The organism is Halorientalis pallida (assembly GCF_004118325.1).
Lineage (GTDB): Archaea > Halobacteriota > Halobacteria > Halobacteriales > Haloarculaceae > Halorientalis > Halorientalis pallida.
In genome coordinates this window covers 34,686-59,582 of the sequence record NZ_RDFA01000003.1, presented here as the reverse complement: position 1 = coordinate 59,582, position 24,897 = coordinate 34,686, and the positions used below count along the sequence as shown (strand labels likewise).

Genomic DNA, 24,897 nt, shown 5'->3' with positions numbered 1-24,897 from the left:
AAACCCGCTCGTCGGTGTGGCACCTGTCGGCGCGACCCGGGCACGATTTTTGTCCACTCGGTGACTGACCACACGTATGGGACTGGACGAGGACGCACTGGAGTATCACCGGACCGACCCGCCCGGGAAGATCGAGATGGAGACGACCAAGCCGACCAACACGCAGCGCGATCTGAGCCTCGCGTACTCGCCGGGCGTCGCCGCCCCTTGCCGCGAGATCAGCGACGACGCCGGCGAAGCCTACACCTACACCGCGAAGGGCAACCTCGTCGGCGTCGTCTCGAACGGCTCCGCCGTCCTGGGGCTGGGCGATATCGGCGCGCAGGCCTCAAAGCCCGTGATGGAAGGCAAGGGCGTCCTCTTCAAGCGCTTCGCCGACATCGACGTCTTCGACGTGGAGTACGACTTCGCGGACCCCGACAAGTTCGTCGAGGCGGTCGCCGGCATGGAGCCGACCTTCGGCGGCATCAACCTCGAAGACATCAAAGCACCGGAGTGTTTCGAGATCGAGGAGCGCCTCCGCGAGCGCATGTCGATCCCGGTGTTCCACGACGACCAGCACGGCACCGCCATCATCACCGGCGCGGCCCTGCTGAACGCCACTCACATCCTCGACAAGGACATCGAGGACCTGTCGATCACCTTCGCCGGCGCGGGGGCTGCCGCGACCGCGACCGCCCGCTTCTACGTCTCGCTCGGCGTTCCGCACGAGGGGATCACCATGGCCGACGAACACGGGATCATCACGACCGAGCGCGACGACCTCGACGAGTTCGTCGAACCGTTCGCCAGCCCGCCCGAGGAGAGCGGCGACCTAGCCGACGCGATGGCCGGTGCCGACGTGTTCGTCGGCCTCTCGGTCGGCGGCATCGTCTCCCAGGAGATGGTCCAGTCGATGGCCGACGATCCCGTCGTGTTCGCCATGGCCAACCCCGATCCCGAGATCGACTACGCGTCGGCCAAGGCCGCCCGCGACGACACCGTCATCGTCGCCACCGGGCGCTCGGACTACCCCAACCAGGTCAACAACGTCCTCGGCTTCCCGTTCATCTTCCGGGGCGCACTGGACGCCCGCGCGACCGAGATCAACGAGGAGATGAAAGTCGCCGCGGCCGAGGCCATCGCCCGCCTCGCCCGGACGGACGTGCCCGACGCCGTGCGGAAGGCCTACGACGACGAACCGCTCCAGTTCGGGCCCGACTACATCATCCCCAAGCCGCTGGACTCCAGAGTGCTGTTCGAGGTCGCGACCGCCGTCGCCCGGGCGGCAATCGACAGCGGCGCGGCCCGACGCGACCTCGACCTCGCGGCATACCGCGAACGCCTCGAAGCCCGCCTGGGCAAGTCCCGTGAGATGATGCGCGTCGTCCTCAACCGCGCGACGAACGATCCCAAACGCGTGGTGCTGGCCGAGGGCGACGACGAGAAGATCGTCCGCGCGGCACGTCAGCTCTCCGCGGAAGGCATCGCCGAGCCCATCCTGGTCGGCGACCGCGAAGAGATCTGGCGCTCCATCGACGATCTCGGCCTCGACCTCAACCCGGTCGTCGTCGACCCGGAGGAAGACCAGCTCGACCCCTACGCCGAACGGCTGTACGAACTCAGGAAACGCAACGGCATCACCCGGAAGGAAGCCGACGAACTGGTCGAGAACGACAACTACCTCGCCAGCGTCATGGTCGAGATGGGCGACGCCGACGTGATGCTCAGCGGCCTGACCCACAACTACCCCTCCGCGCTGAAGGCTCCTCTGCGGGTCGTCGGCACCGCCGACGACGCCGACTACGCCGCGGGCGTCTACATGCTCACGTTCAAGAACCGCGTCGTGTTCGTCGCCGACGCCACCGTCAACCAGAACCCCGACGCCGACGTGCTCGAAGAAGTTACGCGCCACACCGCCAACCTCGCGCGCCGGTTCGACGTGGACCCCCGCGCCGCCCTGCTCTCCTACTCGGACTTCGGCAGCGTCGACAACGAGGGCACGCGCAAACCTCGCGAGGCCGCCCAGCGGCTCCGGGCCGATCCAGCCGTCGACTTCCCCGTCGACGGGGAGATGCAAGCCGACACCGCCGTCGTCGAGGATCTGCTGACCGACGACTACGAGTTCTCGGATCTGGACGGCCCCGCGAACGTCCTCGTGTTCCCCAACCTGGAGGCCGGCAACATCGGCTACAAGCTCCTCCAGCGACTCGGCGGCGCGGAAGCCATCGGGCCGATGCTCGTCGGCATGGACAAGCCGGTCCACGTCCTCCAGCGGGGTGACGAGGTCAACGACATCGTGAACCTGGCGGCGGTGGCGGTGGTCGACGCCCAGCAGAACGACTACTGACCACCTCCTTTCGAGGGGGTCTCGGCGATCCCCAAGCAGAACGGCCACTGGTCCGACCGATCAAAATTCACTGAGCCGTGACTGGCCACCGGCGGTCGTTTCGTCCTGCTCGCTCTCCCGGCCGCCACTACCGCGCCGTGACAGACTCGCCCGCCGCCGGATCTCCGGGTCCGCGAGGGCCTCCTCGGCCCGATCCGCGAGTCGTCCGAACACCTCGCGGGCGCGCTCCCGGCGCGCTTCGAGCTCGACGACCGGCCGGGGGTAGTCCTCGCCGATCCGGATGCCACACTCGTCTTGCACCGCGAGCGGTGCCTTCTCGGGCTGGTCGAGGTGTTCCGTCGGGAACCCGCGGAGTTCCTGAACGTACTCCCGGACGAACTCCCCGTCCGGATCGTTCTCCCGGACCTGTTTGCGCGGGTTGTAGATCCGAACTGGGCTGACGCCGGTCAGCGCCGACTGGGACTGCCACTGCGTGTAGTTGATCGCCGCGTCCGCGTCGATCAGGTGCCGGTAGAAGTGATCCGCGCCGACACGCCACCAACACTGGAGAACGTACGTGTAGAAGGTGGCACACATCGCTCGCATCCGGAAGTTCAGCCAGCCCGTCTCCCGGAGGGCACGCATCGAGGCGTCCACGAGCGGGTAGCCCGTCCGCCCCGCCTTCCACGCGGCGACCAGTTCGGGGTCGTGCCGGTCCCGGAAGAGCCCCGTGTAGACCGGGTTGACGGCCCGTTCCATCCACCCCGGCCAGTCGGCGAGTTTCTGGTTGTAGTGGCGGTTCCAGAACAGTCGGCTCGTGAACAACTCGCGGCCGGTCCCGGCGGGCGCGTTCTCGTTGACGTGCCGGTAGACCTGTCTCGGCGTGAGACAGCCTACGGCGAGATAGGGCGAGAGTCGACTGCTGTTCCGTTCCGCCTTCGCTGGCGGGGAGATGCTCCCCGGATAGTCTGTGATCGCGTCGGCGAAGGCGGCGAGGCGTTCCCAGCCGGCCGTCGCACCGCCGTCGGGCACGTCCGTCTTCTCGGGCTCGACGCCGTACTCGCGTTCGATTTCGGCCACGCTGGTCGTACTCTCCAGGGGGTTGTCGGGGAGCGGACCGGGCGGCCGCCTCGGGTCGCGCTCGAAGTATGCCTCCGCCTGGTCGCTCCAGTCGTATTCTTCGCGGGAGCGCTCGGTCCAGTCGATCCCGTCGTCGGCGAACACCCGGACGTCCGGGCGGTCGAACAGCCACTCGTCGCGCTCACGGCCGTACCGCCCGGTGACGCTTCGGTTGACGTAGATCCGGTCGACGGGCAGGTCACCGAGCACGTCCTTTGGATCACCGTGACACAGCACCAGATCGCTCCCGTGATCGCGGTAGAGTCGACGAAGACCCGCTACGGACTCGTGGACGAACCGCAGTCTGGCGTCACAGGCCATCCCGCTCCGATAGAACTGCGGATCGAAGACGTAGATCGGGCACGGACGCCCGTCCGCGACGGCCGCGTCGAGAGCGGCGGCGTCCCGAACCCTGAGGTCGTCACGGTGACAGACCGCGATTCGTGGTGTGGAACCCATCGCGATTTTCGGTCTCTAGGGACGGTTCCCTCATAATCCTCTCCCCAGCTTCGACCCCGAACAGAGTGTCCGGTCCGTGGAACACACCTTTCACCGACCCGCCGTAACCACGCGTATGCCCGACGAGCAGAACGTCCTCGGGACGGAGTTGGAGACCTGCAGCGAAGATCCGATGACCGGATTCGAGCGTGACGGGTGCTGCCGGCCACATCCGGCAGACGCCGGCCGCCACGAGCTCTGTGCCGTCGTCACCGAGGAGTTCCTGGAGTTCAGCAAGGCCCGTGGTAACGACCTGATCACGCCACGGCCCGAGTTGAACTTCCCCGGCCTGGAGCCGGGTGATCGGTGGTGTCTCTGTGTCGGCCGCTGGCTCGAAGCCGAGAAAGAGGGTGTCGCGCCGCCCGTGGTCCTCGAAGCGACGAGCGAGGCCGTACTGGAGGACGTCATGTTCACGACGTTGAACGAGTACGAGTACGAGGGCTGACGGCGACGGGTGCACAGTGGGCTCCGGGTCCCTCCCAGCCCGAACGGCCTCCTGGCTGGCACCGGCTCGGAACCACGACGCGCGACGGTGATTACTCGGTCGCCTCGCCTCGAGCACTGGCCCCGACACTGCAGCCAACCGGTATTTGATAGTCGTCAAGCCCGTAGTGTTCGGCATGCCCGTAGAGACGACGACCGACACCAGCGGCCGCCTCGCACCAGTTCTGGGCGTCGCACGTGCCCCGTTTCTCGCACTCCCGCTCACCCTCGCCGCAGTCGGGGTCGGTGCAGCGTCCCTCGACGGTGTCGTGGACGTCGGTCGTGCCGTACTCGCAACAGTCGGCCTGATCGCCGCCCACGTCGCCGTCAACGCCCTCAACGAGGCACGCGACTACGAGAGCGGGATCGACCTGGAGACCGAGTCGACCCCGTTCAGCGGCGGTAGCGGGACCCTCCCGTCCGGGGCACTGTCCCCACGCGACGCCCGGTACGTCGGATACGCCGGCCTCGCTGTCGCCGCTGCCGTCGGCATCTGGTTCCTGACCCTGGTCGGCCCAGCACTGCTCCCGATCGTCGCTCTCGGCGGTCTGACGGTCGTGGCCTACACGCCGGTGTTCACGAAGTACGGCCTCGGCGAACTCGCCGCCGGCCTCGGCCTCGGATTCCTGCCCGTCGTCGGCATCGGGTTCGTGCAGACCGGCCAGTTCACGCCCGCACTCCTGCTCGCCGCCGTGCCGCCGCTCTTCCTCACGTTCGATCTGCTCCTGTTGAACGAGTTCCCAGACCTGGAGCCCGACCGTGCCGGCGGCCGTCGGAACCTGCTCCACCGTTTCGGCCGCCGAGCCGGCGGCCTACTGTACGTGCTCGCAGGGGTGGCCGCCGTCGCCACCGTCGTCGGCGGTGTCGTTGCAGGCCTCCTCCCGGTGCCCGCCCTCCTCGCACTCGTCCCGTTCGCCCTGTTCGGCCGCTGTGCGCGCTGGGCACTGACCCGACCGGACACGGACGTTCCCGTCGCCCGCCTCCGGGACAACGTGCTCTGGATCCTCGCGACGAACCTCGCGCTGGCCGTCGGGCTGCTGGTCTGATCCGCCGAGAGCGCCGTCTCTCGGTGTCGAACTATCGAATTCGAGAGAGTGGCGTCGACGGGATTTGAACCACGATCGCAGCGAACTGCTGCCTGGTTCAAATCCACCTCCCGTCACACTGCTGTCGCTCGCCGTATTGTTCGCGACAGCAAGAGTGGGGTCGGAGGGATTTGAACCCCCGATCGACTGATATCTCCGGTCGCGCCTCGGAACTCCAGAGGGTCATCAGCGCGGGCGGTGATCAGCCGTCCGCTCAGTATATCAGTCTGGAGTTTCGTCACCGGGCGCGGTGCCTCTGGAGTCAGTCGCCATGCCGGGCTTGGCCACGACCCCTCACCACCCGCTTGGATCAGTCTCCGTAAAGGGATTTCGATTCGGTCAGTCCCGATCCGTGTCGGACCAGTCACAGTCCTGGCACTTCTGTCCGGTGACGAACTCGGTGACGGAGGGCATGTAGCCCACTTCGAGGACGTTGCCGCCACAGTCGGGGCAGTCCCGGTCGGCGTCTTCGATTGCTTCTGCGTCCATCACACTGTCGTCTTCGATGAGTTCGGCCAGTTTGCCGGGCGTGACCATCCGGCCCTGAACGACGCGGTTGTCGGCCATACCCACAATCGCGGACTCACGTTCCTAAGCCTTCCCTTCGACGCGAAGTTACAGCCACGGGGCGTGGTCTTCTTCGGCCACCGTGTCGGCACTCGCGGGACCGACGGAGTCGTACTCGTCGTCGCTCCGGGAGTCGCCGGGACCGTCCTCGGAGTCACCACCGGAGCGGAAGTCCGCGACCGAGTCCTCCGGGTCGAACGCGAACAGGAAGGTCATTCCCAGCACGGCTAGGGCCAGCGGTGCGTCGCCGGGCACGAGGCCGAACAGCCCCAGCGGGAGGACCCCGAGGGCGACGGCGCTCCCGAACCGGAAGCGGTCGATGTCGACGATGTCGCGGAGCCACGGGCCGAACAGGGCCAGGTGGAGTGCGAAGGCGACGGCGACGAGGGCTGCGGCCGCGGCCCGCGCCATGAGTCCGGGGTCGAACTGGACGACCAGCTGTGCGCCGGAGGGGTCGAAGCTGGCGACCAACCCGAGCGCGATGATGATCGCCGGCCGGGGGAGGTAGTCACCGATCCGGGCGCTGGCGGTCTGGGCGGCCACCGCGAGGATGACGAGGCCGGCGAACCGCTCGAACACCGCGAGGTCGAGGAACCCGGCGATGGTCGGAGCCAGCGCCGCCTCGACGACGGCACCCACGACGACGACGCTCCCCACGAGCAGGACGGACTTGGCCTGTTCCCGCGGACTGCCGTCCATGTCGGCCAGGATGACCGCGACGGTCGCGCTCCCGCCGAAGATCAGCAGTCCGACCTCCAGAATCCCCGCGGGCTCGGACAGCGCGCCGGCGAGGACGAGCGCCGGGAAGATTCCGTCCAGGAGCGGGAGACACATGACGGTCGCGAGCAGGCGCGTGGCACCGCCGACGCGCTGCTCGATACGGAGCGCGACCGGATGCTGAGACTGGCTCATTCAGTGCGAACGGCCCTCTCCCGTGGCCATCGGGTGATGTGAACGATATACCGGGGCGCGTCGGCGCGGTTCGCCGTCGCCCGCTGTGGCCGGTTTCTCCGCCGTATTGAATGTGCGACCGTCGCAGAATGTGTTGTCGCCACCCGCTGGCGACGGCTCGCTCGCGACACGCACGTTCGATTGGCTGGCGGAGTCCATACTCGAAACAAGTATTGACGGAGCCATAAGCGTTGTGTGGTATACGACCCCACACCGCGGGAATCGTCCAGTCTCGTCGCTGGTAACTGGCCGCTCGTTTCGCCGCTCGTCCACGAACGGGACGAACGGCCACTTCTATTCGCTAGTGTAGCTGGTCGGGCACCGGCCAGGACCAGTGAGAATCTACCACGAGGACGGGCCGTCTCGCAACGTTTTTCCCCGGCCCGGTTCCACGGTTTACATGGCGAACGACAACGAGTTCTTCTCGGAAAAACTCCGGGTTCCAGAGGCGCTGACGTTCGACGACGTGCTCTTGCGACCCAAGGAGAGCCGCGTCGAACCGGACGAAGCGGACACGACGACACGCGTGTCGAAAAACGTCGAACTCACCGTGCCGGTTCTCTCGGCCGCGATGGACACCGTCACAGAGAGTGACATGGCCATCGCGATGGCACGGCAGGGCGGACTGGGGGTCCTCCACCAGAACATGACCATCGACGAGATGGTGGCCGAGATCGAGCGCATCAAGCGCGCCGACGAACTCATCATTCGCGACGTGGTCACGGCCAGCCCCGACCAGACGGTCCGGGACGTCGACGAGATGATGGAGAAGGCAGGCGTCTCGGGTGCACCCGTCGTCGACGAGGACGACCAAGTGCTGGGGATCATCTCCGGTACCGACATCCGCCCGTACCTGGAGGTCGGCGACCGCGACGAGGTCAAGGAGGCCATGACCGACGAGGTCATCACGGCCCCCGAGGACGTGACCGCCCGCGAAGCGCTCGAACTGATGTACGACCACAAGATCGAGCGCGTCCCCATCGTCGACAATGAGAACCGTCTCGTCGGTCTCGTGACGATGCAGGGCATCCTCCAGCGCCGCGAATACGACGACGCCGCCCGCGACGAAAACGGCAAGCTCCGTTCCGGCGTCGCGGTCGGTCCCCACGACATCGACCGCGCGACCGCCGCCGGCGACGCCGGTGCCGACGTCCTCTTCATCGACTGCGCGCACGCCCACAACCGTAACGTCGTCGAGAGCGCCCGCGAGATCAAAGACCTCGTCGACGCGGACGTCGTCGTCGGCAACATCGGCACCCGCGAGGCCGCCCAGGCCGTCGTCGACTTCGCCGACGGCGTCAAGGTCGGGATCGGCCCCGGTTCGATCTGTACCACCCGCGTCGTCACCGGCGCCGGGATGCCACAGATCACCGCCGTCGCACAGGTCGCCGACGTGGCCAGCCAGCACGACGTGCCCGTCATCGCGGACGGCGGCATCCGCTACTCCGGCGACGCGATCAAGGCCATCGCGGCCGGTGCCGACGCCGTGATGCTCGGCTCCTACTTCGCCGGCACCGCCGAGGCACCGGGTCGCGTCATCACGATGAACGGCAAGAAGTACAAGCAGTACCGCGGCATGGGGAGCGTCGGCGCGATGAAGTCCGGCGGCGGCGAACGCTACCTCAAGGAAGACGACGAGGACGAGGAGTTCGTCCCCGAAGGCGTCGAGGCTGCCACCCCGTACCAGGGCCCCCTCGAAGACGAACTCCACCAGCTCGTCGGCGGGATGCAGAGCGGCATGGGCTACGTCGGGGCCGAGACGATTCCCGAATTCAAAGAGCGTGCCGAGTTCGTCCGCGTCTCCTCTGCCGGTCAGCAGGAGAGCCACCCCCACGACGTGGTCATCACGGACGAAGCACCGAACTACAGTCCCGGCGAGTAACTCACGAAAACACTACCGTCGATCGAACGGCCGTTCCGGCTACGCAGTCACCGGCGGCTATCTGAGGCCTTTGCCGTCAGTTTCACAGGCCGGGCTGCAGTACGTGTTCGCTGCGGCGTTCGAGCTCGGGTGTGCACTGAACTCCTCTGTACAGCTGTCACAGGTGTACGTCTCGAACTCCGACATCACGACCTACTGTGCGAGGCCAGCAAAAGAAGGCTTCGGACACTGAGCCTCGAAAGAGCCCACCGGGCGACCGTCGAGGCGGGACCGGAAGCGGTGGAACGTTCAGACGAGCCATAGCAGGTGGATCGGTGGCTCGCGTCCTCGTTTACACTCACCGCTGGAGTGGAGACCCTCCGCTCGCCACGTGTCAGAACACATATTTCATTCCGGGCCCACGTCGAGCCCACAGTGGGCGACGGCACGGCTTCGGTCGACAAACTCGTCGGCGAGTTGTCACCAGCCGTCGCCATCTACGCCCTGGCAGTCGGGTTGCTGGCGGTTTCGCTGGCGAACTTCGCCCGCGAACTCAGTTCCCTCGGGGCCGGTCTCGGTCCCATCCTCGCGGTCGGCATCAACGTGACGCTCTCCCTGGGCGTCTGTTACGGCGGCTACAGGCTCTCGAACTCGTCGCTGGCGCCGGCGCGCAAACCGACCGTCGCCGTCTGGTGTCTCGGGGGGGCCGGCGGAGCGGCACTGGTCGTCTGTCTCACCGTGGTGGTTCGCGAACTGGAGGGTCGTGCCGTCCCGGAGCCCGTCTTCGCGCTGGTCGTCGTCACCGCACTCGGCGGGCTGTTCGGCGGCCGCATCGGCTTTCTGCGCGAGAACCTTCGGGAAGAAGCGGCGCGGGCCAGCGAAGCACGTGACGCCATGGCGTTCACCAACAGTCTGCTCCGACACGACGTGCGCAACGGCCTCCAGATCATGCAGGGACACGCCGAACTCGTCGAGTCCGCCGACGACGACCTGCTCAGAGAGTCCGGCCGGGCGCTCACCAAACAGGTCGACACACTCAGGGAACTCGTCGAGGAGGTCCGTGCCGTCTCGAACGTCCTGCTCGGCGAGGCCGACGTCCAGCCGATCGACGTCGTCTCGATGATCGACGACGTCGTCGAGACCACCGGCGAGTCCTTCCCCGACGCGTCCGTCGAGACAGACCTCCCGGCGTCGCTGGACGCCCGCGCCACGCTCGCGCTCAAGCCCGTCTTCACGAATCTGTTGAACAACGCAGTACAGCACTCCTCGGACGCCCCCGAGGTCCGTGTCACCGGTCATCGTGACGCCGACCGCGTGGTGATCAGCATCGCCGACGACGGCCCCGGCGTCCCGCCCGACCAGCGCGACCGTATCTTCGAGCGCGGCGTCACGTCCGACGGCGGCGACGGCGGCCTCGGCCTCCACATCGTCGCCACCATCCTCGACCGCACCGACGGCGACATCCGCGTCGAAGACAGCGACCTCGGCGGCGCCGCCTTCGTCGTCACGCTCCCCGCCAGCGACGAGTGAGGTCGGTCTCGATCCTGTACGGCCACCGGCCGATGGACCGCCTCGACTGCCCGTCTGACCCACCCGACCCGATTCAAATCTCTTCGAACGCACACCCGGCGCTCACGAACTGCGAGCGCCCCGAGGAACGGGCCGAAAGGGATTTGAACTACGTCCACTTCGGTCGCGTCGCTCCCTCGTGGCCTACTTCAAATCCATCCGGCGACGACACCCGCCGCTCACGAATTGCGAGCGCCCCGAGGAACGGGCCGAAAGGGATTTGAACCGGAGCAAGACGGTCGCTCGTTTCACTCGCGCTGCGTCTTGCAGGGTTCAAACCCCCGGCCGCTCTCTGACTCACGGACGCGAGCACACACTACGCGGAGCTCGCGGTACAATTCGTCAGAGAAGCGGGCCGAAAGGGATTTGAACCACGGTCGGACGGGCTCACTGCGTTGCGGGCGATCTCCCTGATTCTAATCCCTTCGGTCGCACACCCGGCGCTCACGAATTGCGAGCGCCCCGAGGAACGGGCCGAAAGGGATTTGAACCCTTGACCGACGGCTTAAGAGGCCGTCGCTCTGCCGGACTGAGCTATCGGCCCTCGCGACGACTGAACGTAACGGGGTGGTATTGAAATACGTTTCCTTTCCATCGTCGGGCGGTTTCCGGTCATCCCAGTTCGAAGACGTGACGGGAAGGTGTGTTATAAGTAGCTCCCGGACCGAGCGCCTGTAGCATGAGCAGCGCCATTACGATGGCCTCGATGTCTACGTATGCGATTCTCGGGTGCGGGAGCGTGGGGCACGCGGTCGCCGAGGAACTCGAAACGGAGGGCAAAGACGTCCTCATCCTCGACAAGGACGAGGGCCGCGTCGAGGCGCTCCGCGACCAGGACCTCGACGCTCGCACCGCCGACATCCGTGAATCGACGACCGCCGAGGCCATCGAGGACCGGGACGTCCTCCTGATCCTCTCCTCGGACGTCGAAGCCAACATGGCCGCCGTCCAGAACGTCCGCGACCGCGGCGGCGAACAGTTCATCGTGGCGCGTGCCTCAGACCCCGTCTCCGCCGACGAACTCACCGAAGCCGGCGCGGACGTGGTCATCAACCCCTCGGCCGTCATCGCCGACTCGGCACTCCGAGCGCTGGAAACCGGCGAACTGGAGTACAAGGCCACCCAGCTCGCCGACGTCATCGCCGACACCGACGAGCGCATGGCCATCCTCATCCACCGCAGCCCCGACCCCGACTCCATCGCCAGCGCCGCCGCCCTCCAGTTGATCGCCGACAGCCTCGACGTCGACGCCGACATCATCTACCAGGGCGAGATCGGTCACCAGGAAAATCGCGCGTTCGTCAACCTCCTCGGGATCGAACTCCGGCAGAGCAGCGACGTGGACCTCGACGAATACGACACCTTCGCGATGGTCGACCACGCCAAGGGCGGCGAGCCCGAGGTCGAACACGAGGTCGACGTGGTGATCGACCACTTCGAGCCCGAACACGATCACGACGCCGCGTTCGTCGACGTCCGCCCCAACGTCTCCGCCACCTCCACCATCCTCACCAAGTACATCCAGGAACTCGATCTCAGCCTCGATCAACACGTCGCGACCGCGCTGCTCTACGGCATCCGCGCCGAAACCCTCGACTTCAAACGCGACACCACGCCCGCGGATCTGACCGCGGCTGCCTACCTCTACCCCTTCGCCGACCACGACACGCTCGAACAGGTCGAATCACCGTCGATGTCGCCCGAGACGCTGGACGTGCTCGCCGAGGCCATCCGCAACCGCGAGGTCAAGGGGTCCCATCTCATCTCCAACGCCGGGTTCATCCGCGACCGTGACGCCCTCTCGCAGGCCGCCCAGCACCTCCTGAACCTCGAAGGGATCACCACGACCGCCGTGTTCGCGCTGGCCGACGACACGATCTACCTGGCCGCACGCTCGAAGGACATCCGGATGGACATCGGCGCGGTGCTGGAGGACGCCTTCGCCGAGATCGGCGAGACCGCGGGCCACTCGACCGACGCCAGCGCGGAGATTCCGCTTGGCATCTTCACCGGCATCGAGACCAACGAGGACAACCGGGACACGCTGCTGGAACTGACCGAACAGGCCGTCAAACAGAAGCTCTTCCAGGCGATGGGTGTCGACGGCAGTGAAGGCAGTAGTAACGGTAGCTAGAGAGAGTCAGGCCGTGATTTCTTCTTCCTGCTCTTCCTCGGGGGTTCGGAGCCGCTCGATGATGTCGCTGACGAGCACGACGTCGCCGACGGCCTGCACCCAGTCGTAGGGCAGGATGATGCCGCGATTGCCGCGGACGCGCTCGCCGAACAGGTCGTGATTGATCTCGTGCAGAGCCAGGCCGGTCACCTGCACGTCGTCCAGATCGAGTCGCACGTCTTCGACTTCGCCGACGAAGACACCGTTGCTCGAATACACTTCTCGCCCCACCAGCGCGGTAATTTCCTGCGTTGGTCCGTCCATACGAACCTCCAACACAGCCTCCCTCTTAACTTTTGGCAGGCGTCTGACGTACGTCAGCCGGGGCGATGTCAGAACCCGACGTTCGCGCCGTGACCGATGGACATACGACGTCTCCGTCCTCAGTGTTCACACTGCGTGTCCGACCGTTCGCCCTCCCTCGCGGCCCTGTACTACGCCGTCGAGACGGTAGTGATCGCCCCTGGCATCGTCAGCCACGAGGCCGCCCACCTGCTGGCCTGCCGGCTGGCCGGCGTCGAAATACGGGGTGGATCGGTACTGAATCCCTTCGCCGCCGACGCGTATCTCGACCACGAGCGCGTGACGTCGTTCCCTGCCGACCTGCTGATCGCCGTCGCGCCGCTCCTGTGCAACACGACGCTCGCGTTCTGCGTGTTCGCGCTGGCTCCAGCCGTCGGGACGCTGCTCCTGTCGGTTCCGCTGTACTGGCTCGGCGTCTGCTTCGCGCTGACCGCATTCCCGAGCGTCGGTGACACCGAGACGCTGTTCGAGACGGCCGGCGAGCTCCCCCGGATTCTCCGGCCGGGCGGCTATCTGCTCGCCGCGCCGATCCGGGCGTTCACCGTGATCCCGGGATCTGCGGGCGTCGGTGGGTTCGCTCTGCTCCTGGTCCTGTTCGGACTGACCCAACCGTAATTCGCTTGCGGCTCATTCCGCGGGTTCCGGCGGCGTCGCGGGCTGTTCGTCCGCGACGACGACCCGATCCGGGAGCTCGAGGTCCGGCTTCCGACCCAGCGTGAGCAGTCGTTCGGTGAGCGTGAGTTCCTCCGTACTCGGACTCGGTTTCCGGATCTCCTCGAACTCGACGGCCACGCTGTCGGCTTCCGCGGCGATCCGGACGGCACAGAGCTGGTACGACGGATAGAACACCGGCGGAAGGACGCCGATGACACCGTCCCGGCGGTGGAGCCGCTTGAGCCACGTCCCGCTGTTGACGAGCAGTCCGCCGTCCAGCTGCGAGACGGCCGGTCGGTGGGTGTGGCCGTAGCAGTAGATGGCCGTCTCGTCGTCGGTCGCGAAGCGTTCGCGTGCGGCCTTCTCGTACGGTTTCTCCGCGTCGACCGTGAGCGCCGTCTCGAAGACACCGAACCGCTCGATGGTCTTCCGGACGTCCCGGCGGAGGAGGTAGAGTGGGATACCCACGAGCAAGAGGAGTCCGGCGATTGCCACGTTGACCGCGAGCAGGAACCAGATGGCCGTGCCGGCGGCTCCGAACTGGCCGAGGAACGCCGTCCCCCACTCGACGGGTGCCGACCAGACGTCGGCGACCGAGAGTCCGGCGAGAACTGCCAGGACGGCACTGACGTTGAACAACAACAGGAAAGGAACCAGCGCGTACCGCAGGAGCGGGTTCATCTCGCGGTAGAAGTACTTCGAGAGCAACCACACCGGCATCCGTTCGGTCGGCGTGACGGCCTGGACGTCTTTCAGCCAGTTGTACCGCCCGCGGTCCGAGAGCTGGCCCGCGCGGCTGGTGACGAGGGTGTTGTAGTAGTACCCCAGCGGCGAGGCGTTGGGATTCCCCCAGTCCTCGATCCGGTTGTTCGGGTCCCGCTGATGGCCGTGCTCGAAGTACACGACGCGGTCACCGACGCGTCGTGTGATCGAGTCGTCCAGCACCAGATTCACGTTGTAGGCCGCGAACCGCTCGACGTACTCGTCGTAAGCTGCGAGTTCGTGGTCGTGATTGCCCGGCAACAGCGTGATCGTGACGTTCTCGCCGGTCGCGCGCAGCTGCTCGAACAGTCGGGGGTACGTGTCGGTGAGGTAGTCGAACTTGTCCGTCCCCTCGACGCTGGTGATCTCCCAGAGCCCGAACGCGTCGCCGTTGACGATCAGCTCCGCGTTCTCGTCGGTCCGTTCCAGCCGTTCCAGAAAGTCGAGCAGTTCCGGCAACGCCTCTACCTCCCCCAGTTGCTCTTCCCCACCGACGTGGAGGTCGCTTATCACGTAGCACACCCGATCGTCGGCGTCTGTCGGCACTGTCACCGTTTGACCTCCCAGTGATCATAGGCCTTGTTCTTTCGGGGGTCTCACCCGGCCGGTCTCGTCGGTCCCTCGCCGCTGGCGCAATCCGGCCGCCGCCCGGATCAACCCCGCCGCCAGTCACGGTAATTTCGGGATCCATTCGTGTTAACGCAACTCCTGATGGCACGCGACACGAAAGTACACTGTTTAGGCGCGGCTTCCTCGGCCTTGGGTATGAGCGACCGGCACGGTAGAGACGACCTGATCCCGGACGAGGAGACCGGCATCATTTTCACCCGGATGTCGCCCGATCCCGAGACCGCCGAATTCGAGTTCATCGAACTCATTTCGTCCGTCGAAGGGGCGCCGGTCGAGGAACTGCCGCTCCTCTACGACGAGGTCGATCACCTCGTCGAGCGACTGTTCGAGACGCCGCCATCGCTGGACGCACAGGTCGAGATCTCGTTCTCGTACTCGGGCTACCGGATCACGATCAATCGGAGCGGCGACGTGAAACTGATCCCGGTCAAAGAGACACGGGAGTGAAGCTGTCCTGCGGTCACGGCGCGCCGCGCCGGCGCCCCATCACGTGTGCTGCGACGAGCAGGGCGACGAGCGTGGCCAGGAACCCGAACCCGGGGCCGACCCTGGTAGACGTGTTCGCCGGTGCAGCCGGGGCGTCGGGGCTTTCGGTTCCCGCCGTTGTCCGAGCGTCCGTCGACTGCTGAGTGGCCCTCGCGGTCGTCGGGCTCTCGGTCCGCACGGTATCCGCCTCCGACGTGTCCGATCCGTCCCTGTCCGGTACCGTAGTCGTCGGTCCCGACTCCGGCGTCGTCGCGGTCGGCGTCGTGGTCGCATTGAACCGCACCGTCCCGTTTCGTTCCGGGGTGGCGGCCGAGACGGTCACGAGCGCCACGTCGATGTCCGAGTTACTGCTCTCGTCCCAGACCCGGAGCGTCACCGCGTACTCACCGGGACTGTCGAACGACCGTGTGGCTCGTGCGCTCGTCTTCTCGTACCGGCCGTCGTCGTCGAGGTCCCACTGGAGGGTCTCGAGTTCCTCGTCGTCGGAGGAGTTCGTCCCGTCGAACGTGACCGAATCGCCGACGGTGGCCGACCGATCCGGCCCAGCGTCGGCCGTCGGTGGGGTCCTGTCGTCGTCGACCGGCCCGCCACCGTCCCTGACACCGGTTATCGTCAGGGTGATGCGACCCTGAGCCGTGCCGCCGTTCCCGTCCCCGACGGTGTAACTGAAGCTGTCCGTGTCGGTCCCCCCATCGCCGAGGGCCTCGAACTGGCCGTTGGGATCGTAGGTCCAACTCCCGTCGTCTGTGACGGTGAGGGACGCCCCGCTTCCGAGCGTAATTCGATCGCCCGAACTGAAAGTCGAAGCATCGACCTGCGTCAGGGTGAGTGTGTCACCGTCCACGTCGCTGGCCAGGTTCAGCAGGTCGAGACTGTCTCCGTCCGCGACTTCGAGGGGCGTGTCCTCGTCGGTCGTCCCGGTGTCGTCGCTCGCGGTCGGCGCGTCGTTGACTGCGCCCACCGTCACGCTCAGTTTCGCCGTGTCGGTGCCACCGTTCCCGTCGCCGACCTCGTAGGTGATGGTGACGTCACCGGTCTCGTCGGTCCCGGGGTCGAACTGGATCCGGTCGTTACTCGCGCCAGTGATCTGTGCCGTCCCGTGGCTCGGCCCGTTCGTGATCGCCGTGACGTCCAGCGCATCGCCGTCGACGTCGTTGTCGTTGGCGACCACGTCGACGGTGGCGCTCGTGTCCTCGTTGGTACTGTCCGAATCGTCGGCGGCCGTTGGCGTGTCGTTGACCGGATTGACCGTGATACTCAGCGTCCCGGTGTCGGTGCCACCGTTCCCGTCGTCGACCTCGTAGGTGATGCTCACGTCGGCGGTCCGGTCAGCTCCGGGATCGAACTGGATCTGATCGTCGCTCCCACCGGTGATCTGTGCCGATCCGTGGCTCGGGCCGTTCGTGATGGCACTGACGTCGAGGGCGTCGCCTTCTGGGTCGTTGTCGTTGGCGACCACGTCGACGGTGGCGCTCGTGTCCTCGTCTGTGCTGTCGGAATCGTCGTTCGCAGTCGGTGCGCCGTTGACGACGTTGCTGGTCTGTGTCGTCGCCGCGCCGCCGAAGAAGTTGAACGACCCAGCCTGGTTCTCGGTCACGTCGATGGTGACCTGGGTCAGGGTCTTGCTGGCGTCGGCCGACACGGCGTACCCCCAGATTCCAGGTTCGTTGGCGTCTTCGTATCCCCCGCCGCCGGTCTCGTATCGGTCCATGCCGTCACGGACAGCGTATCCCGGGTCGCTCGGTGGCGAGCCGAACCAGTCGGGGACGGTGTACTCCGGCGACGTCACGGTCGTCGTGTCGCTGTAGTGGAGCGTCACCTCGAACCTGGCCGGACTCCCTGTGCCCGCACCGCCGGCGGACGCGACGACGTGCACAGTCTCGTACTGTCCGTCCGTAACTGACGCCGTCTGACTCCCGGTGCCGGTCGTCTGCCAGGCGTTGCTGTCGACCGAATCGAAGTCCACCAGGTCGAACCGGGGGTGAACGCCCGTGACTGCCGGGAACACACCGTCGTCCGGAACCCCGTCGTCTGCTGGGTTCCCGTTGGCCTGTGCCTCCGACGACGACACCAGTGTGAACCCACCGTTGTCGAAGTCCCCGTCCGTCGCGTCCGCCGTCCCACGAACCACGTCGGCGTTGTAGATGCCCGAGAAATCGAGTTGGGCCGTGTTCGCCGCTGCCCCGACACCGGAAAAGGCCGCCACGCCCGCGACCACCGAACCGAAGGTCAACAGCGCCAGTGCCAGGGCTCGCAGTTTCCCGGCGCTTTCGGTCACGGCCGTCCTCTCAGTCGTCGCGACCGCTCGTTCACAGTCGTCCCGGTCCGGTAGTTCATGAGTTAGATTGACGGTAACTCGATAAAGTAACATCGCACGTTTCAACCGTCGACTCGTCGGTTGAGCGGTCCAGAACCACCAAAATCAGTCGCACTGGAGAAGCAAAGCGTCCTGGTCAGCGTGGCGCGATCAACTCGACGGGATGGGGCACCTCGCGCTCGTAGAGCACGTCCAGTTGCTCCTGGCAGGAGGTCCCACTGGCGACGAGCGCCCGCTCATCGACGTCGCCGAGGTCGTCGTGCAGATGTTCGCCCACGTCCATGCTGACCTCGTAGTACTCGGACTTGTAGCCGAAACTCCCGGCCATCCCGCAACACTCCACGTCGGAGGTCCGGACGCTGTAGCCCAGGTCCGACAGGACAGACTCGGTGTACTCGTCGACGCCCATCGTCCGCTGCTGGCAGTGGCTGTGGTAGGCCACGCCGGCATCGTCACCGGGCGTCTCGAGGTCGTCACCGTCCGCGCCGTTGTCGAGGAGGCCGTAGACGAACTCCATCACGTCGTACGTGTTCTCGGCCAGTCGCTCGGCCGACCGCTCGGGCAGGAGGTGGTCGTAGTCGCGCCGGAACATCGCCAGGTCGCTGGGTTCGATCACCACCACGTCCCGGCCGTCGTCGATGTGCGTCACCAGTGCGCCGTGGACCGCCTCGGCCTGCTCGCGGGCCGTCTCGATCATCCCCTGCGAGAACGGAGCGCGACCGCTCTCGGGTACTGCCGGAATATGGACCCGAACACCCAGGGCTTCGAGGGCCCGCACGGCCGCTTTGCCCCGGTCGGGGTCGAAGTAGTCGGTGTACACGTCGGGGTACAGCACCACGTCGCGGTCGGGATCGGACACCTGCGCACCGCGTGCCCCGTACCACTCCCGCAGCGTTTCGTCTGCAAACTCCGGGAGGTCGCGGCGCCGATCGACGCCGAACGCCCGCTCCAGCAGCCACTTCCCGGGACGACTCCCCGCCACGGCGTTGCTCAGACCGGGCACGAGCGAACCGACCTTCGCCAGCGTCTCGACGTTGCCGAACAGCCGTTTCTGGAGGTCGAGTCCCGCGGGCTCGTCGTCCGGTGTCAGTCCCTCGACGAGGAAATCGAGGTCGTCGTCCTCGCCCTGATGGTTGATCCGGTCGCGAACGACCGTGTTGACCCACGGGATGTCGATCTCGACCGGACACTTCGGTTCACACCGCGAGCATCCGGTACAGAGGTCGTTCATCTCGCCGGCGCTGTCGAGGTCGTGAACGCCGGCCTCCCAACCGGTGCCGATGCCGCCGGTGTAGGTCTCGCCGCCGAATCCGTGGCCGCCGACGGCCTGGAAGTTAGAGCAGGCGTTCGAGCAGGCCCCACACCGGATGCAGTACAGTGTCTCCCGGAGGTCGTCGTCCTCGCGCATCCCCATCCGACCGTTGTCGAGCAAGACGAGGTGGAAGTCCCGGTCGTCGGCGGGTCGCATCTCGTCGGCCTCGAAGTCCGGGACCGGGGAATCGACGGGCGGCGTCAACAGCGAGACGTACGAGGTGATGTCCTGTCCCGTCCCCGTGCGGGCGATGAGTTCCGTGAACGGCTGGAGGTCCGCCAGGCTGGGGACGAGTTTCTCGATCCCCGCGACGGCGACGTGTGTGTCCGGCGTCACCGCGGTCTTCCGGGCGTTGCCCTCGTTGGTGACGAGCATCAGCGTCCCCGACTCGGCGACGACGAAGTTCGCGCCCGTCATGCCCACGTCGGCCTCGCGGATGTGCTCGCCCACGCGCTCGCGGGCGAACTCCGTCAACTCGTTGGGGTCGCCCGACAGGTCCTCCTCCAGATCGAACTCGCGGTTGAACAGGTCGGCGATGTCCTCGGGCGAGCGGTGCATCGCCGGCCCGATCAGGTGCGACGGCGCTTCGTCTGCGATCTGGATCACGTACTCCCCGAGGTCCGTCTCCACCACCTCGTAGCCCGCCGCCTCGAGGTGATCGTTCACGTCGATCTCCTCGGTCGTCATCGACTTGCTCTTGACCAGTTTCTCGGCGTCGCGGTCGGCCATGATGTTCTCGACGATCCGGTTGGCGTCCGCCGCGGTCTGTGCGACGTGGACCTGGCCACCGTTCGCCTCGACGGCCTCGGTGACTTCGTCGATCAGGTCGGGGAGATTCGCGATTGCCGACTCCTTGATCTCCCGGGCCGCGTCCCGGAGGTCCTCGTAGTCCTCGAACCGCTGGATGGCGTAGTCCGAGAGTTGGTTGACGGTGCGGGTGTTCTGTCCGACGGCGTCGCCCTCCGTCGCCATGAGGCGCCGGAGACGTTCGGCGGTGTCACGACGGGAACTCATCGGTCCTCCAGCACGACGACGTGTGTCTCGGAGGGGCCGTGAACGCCCTGGACGAGCGTCCCCATGTCGGCGGTCGCGCTCGGCCCCGTCGCCAGGACCTGCGTGTCCATCCCGGCCGCGAAGTCCTCGCCGAGCCGTTCGTAGGCCGTCGGCATGTCCGGGACGACGTCGCTGGCGGCGACGACGGCCACGTGGCGGGGCGTGTACAGACTGACCAGTTCGTCGCCGGCCGCACCCGACGGAATCGTCACGGTGCCGTACTCCGCGATGCCCAGCGCCGCCGGTGTGACGCCCGTCGCGGCGGCTTCGAGCGTCGAGGGCGACGGATCGGTGTCGACGGATCCGGGGAGGGATACGTCGTCGTACGGCAACGCGGTGCCGACGGCTGGCTCCTCGACGGCATCGTCGAGAACTGCATCGGCGTCCGCGGTGGTTGTCCGGTGAACGTCACCCGGGACGGACGACTCGAACGTCGAGAGCGACTCGGAACTCATGTCACGTGGTGTCTGGTACCAGGCACCTAATTCTGTCGCCCTCGCGTGGGCCCGAACCCGTCCGTGAGCGTATTCAGAGCCTGAAATTACTGATGGGTTTATATAAGGGTATAGGGTATAGGGGGCTATATGGGTGCAAACGACGGTGAGGTCTACATCCTCCGGTCGGACGAGGAGGGTGACACCGACGACGAGGAGGCTTGGGTCAGTCCACAGCCGGCGAGTCGAGTCGTGCTGGAGGCGGTCGCGGAGGCCGTCGACGGCGACGCCGACGATTTCGACGATCTCGACGTCTACGTCGATCTCGACGACCTGGCTGCCGTGTTCGACGACGACGAAACCGACGACATCACGTTCTCGGTCGAGGACCACGAGGTGACGGTCGATGCCACCGGCGACGTGACGGTCGACGCGGCCGATTGACATCGGCAGACGGGGGGCGATCCGCGGCGATCGAACCCGCTTTCGATCCGCCCAGCGACGACTGGTCGTGCTCCCGAGCCGCACAGCCAACGCCGTTTTAGGGGACGCTACCGTACGGACTGGTATGAGTGACGCCAGCGACCCGGACGATATCGAGTCGATCCGAGAGCGAAAGAAAGAGCAACTGGAGTCGGAACTGTCCGGTGAGTCGCCGGACGAACCGGTCCACGTCGAGGACGGTGATCACTTCGCCGACCTCACCGGCGACGGTGTCGTGCTGGTGGATTTCTACGCCGACTGGTGTGGCCCGTGTCAGATGCTCGAACCGACCGTCGAGGCCATCGCGGCCGAGACGGCGGCGACCGTCGCGAAGGTCGACGTGGACGAGCACCAGCCGATCGCCCAGCAGTTCAACGTCCAGGGCGTGCCGACGCTCGTCCTGTTCGCCGACGGCGAGGCCGTCGAACAGGTGGTCGGTGTCCAGGACGAAGGGACGCTCGTCGAACTCGTCGAACAGTATAGTTAGACGCCCCGAACCGTGTCGAAGCGGTTCCGGAGCCTGGCGAACGTCCGTTCGCCGATCGCGCCCTCGACGACCGCATACGCGGCGCTGACGTCCCGTGCGCGTGTCTTCTGAATCAAGTGGTCGACGAGCCGGTAGACCTGCTGTTCGTCGGCGTACAGCAGGAGGACGTTCAGGTTCTCGAACAACACCCACCCGTGGCCCCGGGTGAGATGCTGGAGCGACCGGGTGAAGGCCATGCTGAGCCCCGTCAGGTCGCTCGGCGAGATCGTGTCGGTCGTCCACAGCGGCCCTTCGTAGCCGTGTTCGGAGCCCGAGATCGGGATGAGGCCGACGTTCGACACGTCGACGCCCCTGTCTCTGAGCTCGGCCTCGACCTGCCGTGGCGAGTTTGGCGAGACGAGCAGGAGGTTGTCGAACGCCCCCGCCGGCGGTACCGACAGCGCCGACTCCATCGACGACAGCGCCGCCAGCAGTTGCGTCCCCGGAACGACCCCCTGTTCGCTCCGCTGTGTCGCGTCACTCGTGCTCGTCATCGCCGATTCTCCCACCGTCCCACCGGTTTGTAGTATCATACGTCCGTCCCATTCCGTAAGCCCCCGTCGTCGTGTTGCGCGGCGTTACCCGCCGTCGTCGTCCCCGAATCCCCCGCTGCTGTCGCCGCCTTCGTCGTCGACTAACTTAATCCGTTCGGCAGTATCGACGAACGAACTGGCGAATTCCCAGCAACCGGCGCCGAAACTGACGGCACTCGCCAGTCCAAGCACTGGCGCGACCGGGCCGGGGGCGGGAACGAACTCCATCGCCCACTGCGCGCTCAGGAGCAGGAATCCCAGTGCCAGCAGGCCCACCCCGCGCCCGTGAGCGACGTTCTGTGGGTGCCGGACCACGGGATACACCAGGAACAGACTGGTCACCAGCAGGAGGACGGTCTGGATGAACTGCAACAGCCACTGGAACAGGTCGGCGTAACGCGACAACTGGACGCCGCCGATCTGGAGCCACGGCGTCGGATCGCCGATCAGCGGTCCCACCGGACTCGCGGGATCGATCACAGTTTTCGCCTCCCCGTCAGGAGCAGTAGCGCCTCGAACGCCATCGCGAACGACGCCGCGACGGCCAGCGACGACACGACCGTCGAGTACGCGACGGGCGGGTCAACTGCCAGTACCGTGGGCACGTGTAACGCGACGAGCGCACCGAGGATGACGGGGAGCGGCCGCAGTAACCGGCTGAACGGGGCCCGCCAGTACCCGCGGACGGCGATCGCCGCCAGCGGCAGCGTCGCCGCCAGCACGAACACCGTCGCCAGCGAGAGGATCCTCGTGAACATGCAACGACTCGCTTGCCAGGGACTCCGGGGGTGAGCAGTTAACTCTCACGGTGCGACAGTCAGATTCGACCGGTCACGCCGCTGCATCGTCGTGGTTGCTGTCGCCCAGCACGTAGCGGCTGTACAGGGCCCAGGCGCGGGCCAGGCCGTTCGAGAGGTTGAAGACGAGCACGGCGGCCACGAGCCCCGCCAGCGAGGCCAGCAGTGCCTCGGGCGGCGTCTCGACCTGCCAGGAGGTCACGCGAAGCATGGTCTCGACGCCGACGGCCAGTTCGTTCCAGGGCAGGGACAGCGACGGGGTCAGTCGGATCGGCTCGGTGAGCTGTACCCCCACGGTCACCCCGGGTTCGTCGTAGTACAACGGCGCAGTGAGCAAAGTTCCGCTGATCACCGAGGGGACGCTGAGGACGGCGAAAGCGACCGTGCCGTAGACGAATTTGCTGCCCAGGTAGAACAGCGTCGTCCAGACGGTCACGTCGGTCACCAGGCCGCTCGCGCGCTCGACCGGGGACCCCTCGAAGAGATAGTCGTAGGAAGGGACCGGGATCGGCACGTCGAGCAGCCACCCGCTCAGCGCGAGTTCGACCCGACCGAGGACGAGCGTCACCAGCAAACAGCCCAACAAGAGCGGCACGCCGACGACCAGGACGAGCAGGCTGGCACTGATCGCGAACGCCGTGACCAGGACGGTGAGATACACGACGCCGAGCGGAAAGGCGAGCCACAGGTACACGAAGTTCTTGTACGACTGGAGGCGCAACGGTGCGGTGAGGGCCGACCGAACCGACGGAAACGAGAGGGCGGGTGTCCGTGACCGTACGTCCGGAGGCATCTGACGTATCCCACCGTTTGACGTGCGACATAAAAGTGAGCACCACGTGTTGCAGCGTCTGCAACAGTGGCCGGGGTATCATATTCCCCGATGCCGGACCGGTGGATATGTACCGTTTTCTCGACCGGTCGGGTTTTTTCGGCGTCCCCGAGAACCCCGGACGAAGATGAGACAGAGCGACGGCGAGGACGAGGACGTGCTGGCAGTCCTCGACGACGAGTACGCCACGGACATCCTCGTCGAAACCTCCGCCGAGCCGCGTTCGGCCAGACGTCTCGCCGAACTCTGCGACGCCTCACGCTCGACCGTCTACCGCCGGATCGAACGACTCCAGGCGCACGACCTGCTGGAGACGCGCCAGCAACTCGACCCCGAAGGCCACCATCGTGAGGTGTACGCCGCCCGTCTCCAGCGGGTGACCGTCGAGTTGACCGACGACGGCCTCGACGTGAGCGTCGACCGCGCCGAGGAGGATGCGGCGAGTCGCTTCACCAGGTTGTACGAGGAGTTTACGGGGGAATCGTGATCGAGACGGTCCTCCTCTCGGCCGGTGGGGTCAGCGCCACCGGCGGGTCGACCGCGTTCGCACTCTTCGCCCTCCTGCTGTTCGGCCTGGCGCTCGTGCTGTCCGTCGTCGTCACCTATCACTTCGTCCGGGGATACCGGCGGACTGGCCGACGGCCCATGCTGTTGCTGGCCGTCGGTCTGTTCCTGCTGGCGGCCGCGCCGATGTTCGTCAGGCTGGTGCTGGGGAACGTCGACGTGACGACCGTGGACGTCCGGCGACTCACCGTGGCCGCCCTCGAACTGTGTGGGCTTCTGACCGTCCTCTACGTGGTGTTCGACCCATGATCGGAATGCTCGCGGACCTGGCTACGGCGGCCACCGCAGTGGTCGGCGTGTTCGTCGCCGCCCTCGCGTTCAGGGGCTACCGACAGAACGACAGCGGTGTCATGCTGGCACTGGCCGTCGGCGTCGTGGCGATCACCGTCGTCCCGTTCCTCGTGATGGAACTGCTCGGCCCGTTGCTGGCACTCTCCGACGCACAGGCGCTCGTCGCGATACTGCTGGCCCACACGCTCGGTCTGGTGGCAATCTACCGGACGTTCCGCAACTGATACTTATATTTTCGGGCCGTGTCCCTGACTCGGCGACGCTGGTTCGGGGTATAGGGGGCCTCCGCCTCGACGACTAGGTGGA

Annotated in this window: 25 protein-coding genes and 2 tRNA genes; 13 read left to right on the top strand and 14 right to left on the bottom strand. The window is 66.4% G+C overall.

From position 1 onward, the window contains the following. The first annotated feature begins 76 nt into the window (after positions 1-76). Positions 77-2,329: an NADP-dependent malic enzyme gene (locus EAF64_RS08980; RefSeq protein ID WP_129068651.1), complete on the top strand. Its 2,253-nt coding sequence runs from the start codon at positions 77-79 to the stop codon at positions 2,327-2,329. Between the two features lie 60 nt (positions 2,330-2,389). Here the strand turns inward: EAF64_RS08980 and EAF64_RS08975 are convergent, their stop codons facing one another. After that, the gene (locus EAF64_RS08975) at positions 2,390-3,886 is read right to left on the bottom strand and encodes an FAD-binding domain-containing protein (protein WP_129068650.1); all 1,497 of its coding nucleotides are present in this window, start codon (positions 3,884-3,886) and stop codon (positions 2,390-2,392) included. A 115-nt stretch (positions 3,887-4,001) separates the two neighbouring features. On the opposite strand from EAF64_RS08975, the gene EAF64_RS08970 reads away from it, so the two are divergent. Together EAF64_RS08970 and EAF64_RS08965 are read left to right on the top strand one after the other, a co-directional pair. Then, complete coding sequence (locus EAF64_RS08970) at positions 4,002-4,370, top strand: DUF2237 family protein (protein ID WP_129068649.1); 369 nt, start codon at positions 4,002-4,004, stop codon at positions 4,368-4,370. 175 nt (positions 4,371-4,545) lie between these two features. Further along, positions 4,546-5,454 (top strand): prenyltransferase, encoded by a 909-nt coding sequence (locus EAF64_RS08965; protein WP_129068648.1) that lies wholly within the window; start codon positions 4,546-4,548, stop codon positions 5,452-5,454. 155 nt (positions 5,455-5,609) lie between these two features. Here the strand turns inward: EAF64_RS08965 and EAF64_RS08960 are convergent. From EAF64_RS08960 to EAF64_RS08950, 3 genes are all read right to left on the bottom strand, one after another. Next, a tRNA-Trp gene (locus EAF64_RS08960) sits at positions 5,610-5,787 on the bottom strand. Positions 5,788-5,832: 45 nt separating this feature from the next. Next, positions 5,833-6,060, bottom strand: coding sequence for a DUF5795 family protein (locus tag EAF64_RS08955; RefSeq protein ID WP_129068647.1), 228 nt, complete (start codon positions 6,058-6,060; stop codon positions 5,833-5,835). Between the two features lie 48 nt (positions 6,061-6,108). After that, positions 6,109-6,972, bottom strand: a complete 864-nt coding sequence (locus EAF64_RS08950; protein WP_129068646.1) for a DUF5794 domain-containing protein — start codon at positions 6,970-6,972, stop codon at positions 6,109-6,111. 439 nt (positions 6,973-7,411) lie between these two features. Here EAF64_RS08950 and guaB point away from each other — a divergent pair, with 439 nt between their 5' ends. Together guaB and EAF64_RS08940 are read left to right on the top strand one after the other, a co-directional pair. Then, complete coding sequence (guaB, locus tag EAF64_RS08945) at positions 7,412-8,893, top strand: IMP dehydrogenase (RefSeq protein ID WP_129068645.1); 1,482 nt, start codon at positions 7,412-7,414, stop codon at positions 8,891-8,893. Between the two features lie 414 nt (positions 8,894-9,307). Further along, a complete protein-coding gene (locus tag EAF64_RS08940; protein ID WP_193767628.1) occupies positions 9,308-10,402 on the top strand; it encodes an ATP-binding protein in 1,095 nt (364 codons plus the stop codon). Between the two features lie 509 nt (positions 10,403-10,911). On the opposite strand, the gene EAF64_RS08935 is transcribed toward EAF64_RS08940, so the two are convergent. After that, positions 10,912-10,985 (bottom strand) — tRNA-Lys (locus EAF64_RS08935). 135 nt (positions 10,986-11,120) lie between these two features. On the opposite strand from EAF64_RS08935, the gene EAF64_RS08930 reads away from it, so the two are divergent. Next, positions 11,121-12,575, top strand: coding sequence for a DHH family phosphoesterase (locus EAF64_RS08930; protein WP_129068643.1), 1,455 nt, complete (start codon positions 11,121-11,123; stop codon positions 12,573-12,575). Positions 12,576-12,581: 6 nt separating this feature from the next. Here the strand turns inward: EAF64_RS08930 and EAF64_RS08925 are convergent, their stop codons facing one another. Then, positions 12,582-12,878, bottom strand: coding sequence for a PRC-barrel domain-containing protein (locus EAF64_RS08925; RefSeq protein ID WP_129068642.1), 297 nt, complete (start codon positions 12,876-12,878; stop codon positions 12,582-12,584). Between the two features lie 135 nt (positions 12,879-13,013). On the opposite strand from EAF64_RS08925, the gene EAF64_RS08920 reads away from it, so the two are divergent. Next, complete coding sequence (locus tag EAF64_RS08920; protein ID WP_193767627.1) at positions 13,014-13,532, top strand: metalloprotease family protein; 519 nt, start codon at positions 13,014-13,016, stop codon at positions 13,530-13,532. Positions 13,533-13,544: 12 nt separating this feature from the next. Here EAF64_RS08920 and EAF64_RS08915 read toward each other — a convergent pair whose 3' ends face one another. Further along, the gene (locus EAF64_RS08915) at positions 13,545-14,879 is read right to left on the bottom strand and encodes a metallophosphoesterase (RefSeq protein WP_129069136.1); all 1,335 of its coding nucleotides are present in this window, start codon (positions 14,877-14,879) and stop codon (positions 13,545-13,547) included. Between the two features lie 219 nt (positions 14,880-15,098). Here EAF64_RS08915 and EAF64_RS08910 point away from each other — a divergent pair, with 219 nt between their 5' ends. Continuing rightward, a complete protein-coding gene (locus EAF64_RS08910) occupies positions 15,099-15,410 on the top strand; it encodes a HalOD1 output domain-containing protein (RefSeq protein WP_129068640.1) in 312 nt (103 codons plus the stop codon). Between the two features lie 13 nt (positions 15,411-15,423). Here EAF64_RS08910 and EAF64_RS08905 read toward each other — a convergent pair whose 3' ends face one another. The 3 genes from EAF64_RS08905 to EAF64_RS08895 all read right to left on the bottom strand — a co-directional run bounded on the left by EAF64_RS08905 (position 15,424) and on the right by EAF64_RS08895 (position 20,586). Further along, a complete protein-coding gene (locus EAF64_RS08905; protein WP_193767626.1) occupies positions 15,424-17,727 on the bottom strand; it encodes an Ig-like domain-containing protein in 2,304 nt (767 codons plus the stop codon). A 175-nt stretch (positions 17,728-17,902) separates the two neighbouring features. After that, positions 17,903-20,092 carry an LUD domain-containing protein gene (locus EAF64_RS08900; protein WP_129068638.1) on the bottom strand — a complete coding sequence of 730 codons (2,190 nt, stop codon included), beginning with the start codon at positions 20,090-20,092 and terminating at the stop codon, positions 17,903-17,905. Then, positions 20,089-20,586 (bottom strand): LUD domain-containing protein, encoded by a 498-nt coding sequence (locus EAF64_RS08895; protein ID WP_129068637.1) that lies wholly within the window; start codon positions 20,584-20,586, stop codon positions 20,089-20,091. Before EAF64_RS08895 ends, EAF64_RS08900 begins: the two co-directional genes overlap by 4 nt. Before the next feature lie 129 nt (positions 20,587-20,715). On the opposite strand from EAF64_RS08895, the gene EAF64_RS08890 reads away from it, so the two are divergent. Then, positions 20,716-21,009, top strand: coding sequence for a HalOD1 output domain-containing protein (locus EAF64_RS08890; protein WP_129068636.1), 294 nt, complete (start codon positions 20,716-20,718; stop codon positions 21,007-21,009). Positions 21,010-21,133: 124 nt separating this feature from the next. Continuing rightward, the gene (gene trxA, locus EAF64_RS08885; protein WP_129068635.1) at positions 21,134-21,535 is read left to right on the top strand and encodes a thioredoxin; all 402 of its coding nucleotides are present in this window, start codon (positions 21,134-21,136) and stop codon (positions 21,533-21,535) included. On the opposite strand, the gene EAF64_RS08880 is transcribed toward trxA, so the two are convergent. The 4 genes from EAF64_RS08880 to EAF64_RS08865 form a co-directional block, all read right to left on the bottom strand. Then, positions 21,532-22,068, bottom strand: coding sequence for a DUF7504 family protein (locus EAF64_RS08880; RefSeq protein WP_129068634.1), 537 nt, complete (start codon positions 22,066-22,068; stop codon positions 21,532-21,534). The genes trxA and EAF64_RS08880 overlap by 4 nt on opposite strands. Positions 22,069-22,152: 84 nt before the next feature. Next, a complete protein-coding gene (locus tag EAF64_RS08875) occupies positions 22,153-22,587 on the bottom strand; it encodes a hypothetical protein (RefSeq protein WP_129068633.1) in 435 nt (144 codons plus the stop codon). Continuing rightward, positions 22,584-22,865, bottom strand: a complete 282-nt coding sequence (locus tag EAF64_RS08870; protein WP_129068632.1) for a hypothetical protein — start codon at positions 22,863-22,865, stop codon at positions 22,584-22,586. The genes EAF64_RS08875 and EAF64_RS08870 overlap by 4 nt, the downstream gene beginning before the upstream one ends. Positions 22,866-22,938: 73 nt before the next feature. After that, entirely contained in the window at positions 22,939-23,697 is a 759-nt protein-coding gene (locus EAF64_RS08865; RefSeq protein WP_129068631.1) for a sensor domain-containing protein, read from the bottom strand. A 166-nt stretch (positions 23,698-23,863) separates the two neighbouring features. On the opposite strand from EAF64_RS08865, the gene EAF64_RS08860 reads away from it, so the two are divergent. The 3 genes from EAF64_RS08860 to EAF64_RS08850 are packed head-to-tail and all read left to right on the top strand — an operon-like array spanning position 23,864 to position 24,815. After that, positions 23,864-24,223 carry a winged helix-turn-helix domain-containing protein gene (locus tag EAF64_RS08860; RefSeq protein WP_129068630.1) on the top strand — a complete coding sequence of 120 codons (360 nt, stop codon included), beginning with the start codon at positions 23,864-23,866 and terminating at the stop codon, positions 24,221-24,223. Then, entirely contained in the window at positions 24,220-24,549 is a 330-nt protein-coding gene (locus tag EAF64_RS08855; protein ID WP_227738921.1) for a DUF7521 family protein, read from the top strand. The genes EAF64_RS08860 and EAF64_RS08855 overlap by 4 nt, the downstream gene beginning before the upstream one ends. Further along, entirely contained in the window at positions 24,546-24,815 is a 270-nt protein-coding gene (locus EAF64_RS08850; RefSeq protein WP_129068629.1) for a DUF7521 family protein, read from the top strand. Before EAF64_RS08855 ends, EAF64_RS08850 begins: the two co-directional genes overlap by 4 nt. Positions 24,816-24,897 lie beyond the last annotated feature (82 nt).

Excerpts from the sequence above, each read along its gene's own strand:
- EAF64_RS08980 (WP_129068651.1), top strand. The coding sequence starts at position 77 with ATGGGACTGGACGAGGACGCACTGGAGTATCACCGGACCGACCCGCCC.
- EAF64_RS08975 (WP_129068650.1), bottom strand. The coding sequence starts at position 3,886 with ATGGGTTCCACACCACGAATCGCGGTCTGTCACCGTGACGACCTCAGG.
- EAF64_RS08970 (WP_129068649.1), top strand. The coding sequence starts at position 4,002 with ATGCCCGACGAGCAGAACGTCCTCGGGACGGAGTTGGAGACCTGCAGC.
- EAF64_RS08965 (WP_129068648.1), top strand. The coding sequence starts at position 4,546 with ATGCCCGTAGAGACGACGACCGACACCAGCGGCCGCCTCGCACCAGTT.
- EAF64_RS08955 (WP_129068647.1), bottom strand. The coding sequence starts at position 6,060 with ATGGCCGACAACCGCGTCGTTCAGGGCCGGATGGTCACGCCCGGCAAA.
- EAF64_RS08950 (WP_129068646.1), bottom strand. The coding sequence starts at position 6,972 with ATGAGCCAGTCTCAGCATCCGGTCGCGCTCCGTATCGAGCAGCGCGTC.
- guaB (WP_129068645.1), top strand. The coding sequence starts at position 7,412 with ATGGCGAACGACAACGAGTTCTTCTCGGAAAAACTCCGGGTTCCAGAG.
- EAF64_RS08930 (WP_129068643.1), top strand. The coding sequence starts at position 11,121 with ATGAGCAGCGCCATTACGATGGCCTCGATGTCTACGTATGCGATTCTC.
- EAF64_RS08925 (WP_129068642.1), bottom strand. The coding sequence starts at position 12,878 with ATGGACGGACCAACGCAGGAAATTACCGCGCTGGTGGGGCGAGAAGTG.
- EAF64_RS08910 (WP_129068640.1), top strand. The coding sequence starts at position 15,099 with ATGAGCGACCGGCACGGTAGAGACGACCTGATCCCGGACGAGGAGACC.
- EAF64_RS08900 (WP_129068638.1), bottom strand. The coding sequence starts at position 20,092 with ATGAGTTCCCGTCGTGACACCGCCGAACGTCTCCGGCGCCTCATGGCG.
- EAF64_RS08895 (WP_129068637.1), bottom strand. The coding sequence starts at position 20,586 with ATGAGTTCCGAGTCGCTCTCGACGTTCGAGTCGTCCGTCCCGGGTGAC.
- EAF64_RS08890 (WP_129068636.1), top strand. The coding sequence starts at position 20,716 with ATGGGTGCAAACGACGGTGAGGTCTACATCCTCCGGTCGGACGAGGAG.
- trxA (WP_129068635.1), top strand. The coding sequence starts at position 21,134 with ATGAGTGACGCCAGCGACCCGGACGATATCGAGTCGATCCGAGAGCGA.
- EAF64_RS08880 (WP_129068634.1), bottom strand. The coding sequence starts at position 22,068 with ATGACGAGCACGAGTGACGCGACACAGCGGAGCGAACAGGGGGTCGTT.
- EAF64_RS08870 (WP_129068632.1), bottom strand. The coding sequence starts at position 22,865 with ATGTTCACGAGGATCCTCTCGCTGGCGACGGTGTTCGTGCTGGCGGCG.
- EAF64_RS08865 (WP_129068631.1), bottom strand. The coding sequence starts at position 23,697 with ATGCCTCCGGACGTACGGTCACGGACACCCGCCCTCTCGTTTCCGTCG.
- EAF64_RS08860 (WP_129068630.1), top strand. The coding sequence starts at position 23,864 with ATGAGACAGAGCGACGGCGAGGACGAGGACGTGCTGGCAGTCCTCGAC.
- EAF64_RS08850 (WP_129068629.1), top strand. The coding sequence starts at position 24,546 with ATGATCGGAATGCTCGCGGACCTGGCTACGGCGGCCACCGCAGTGGTC.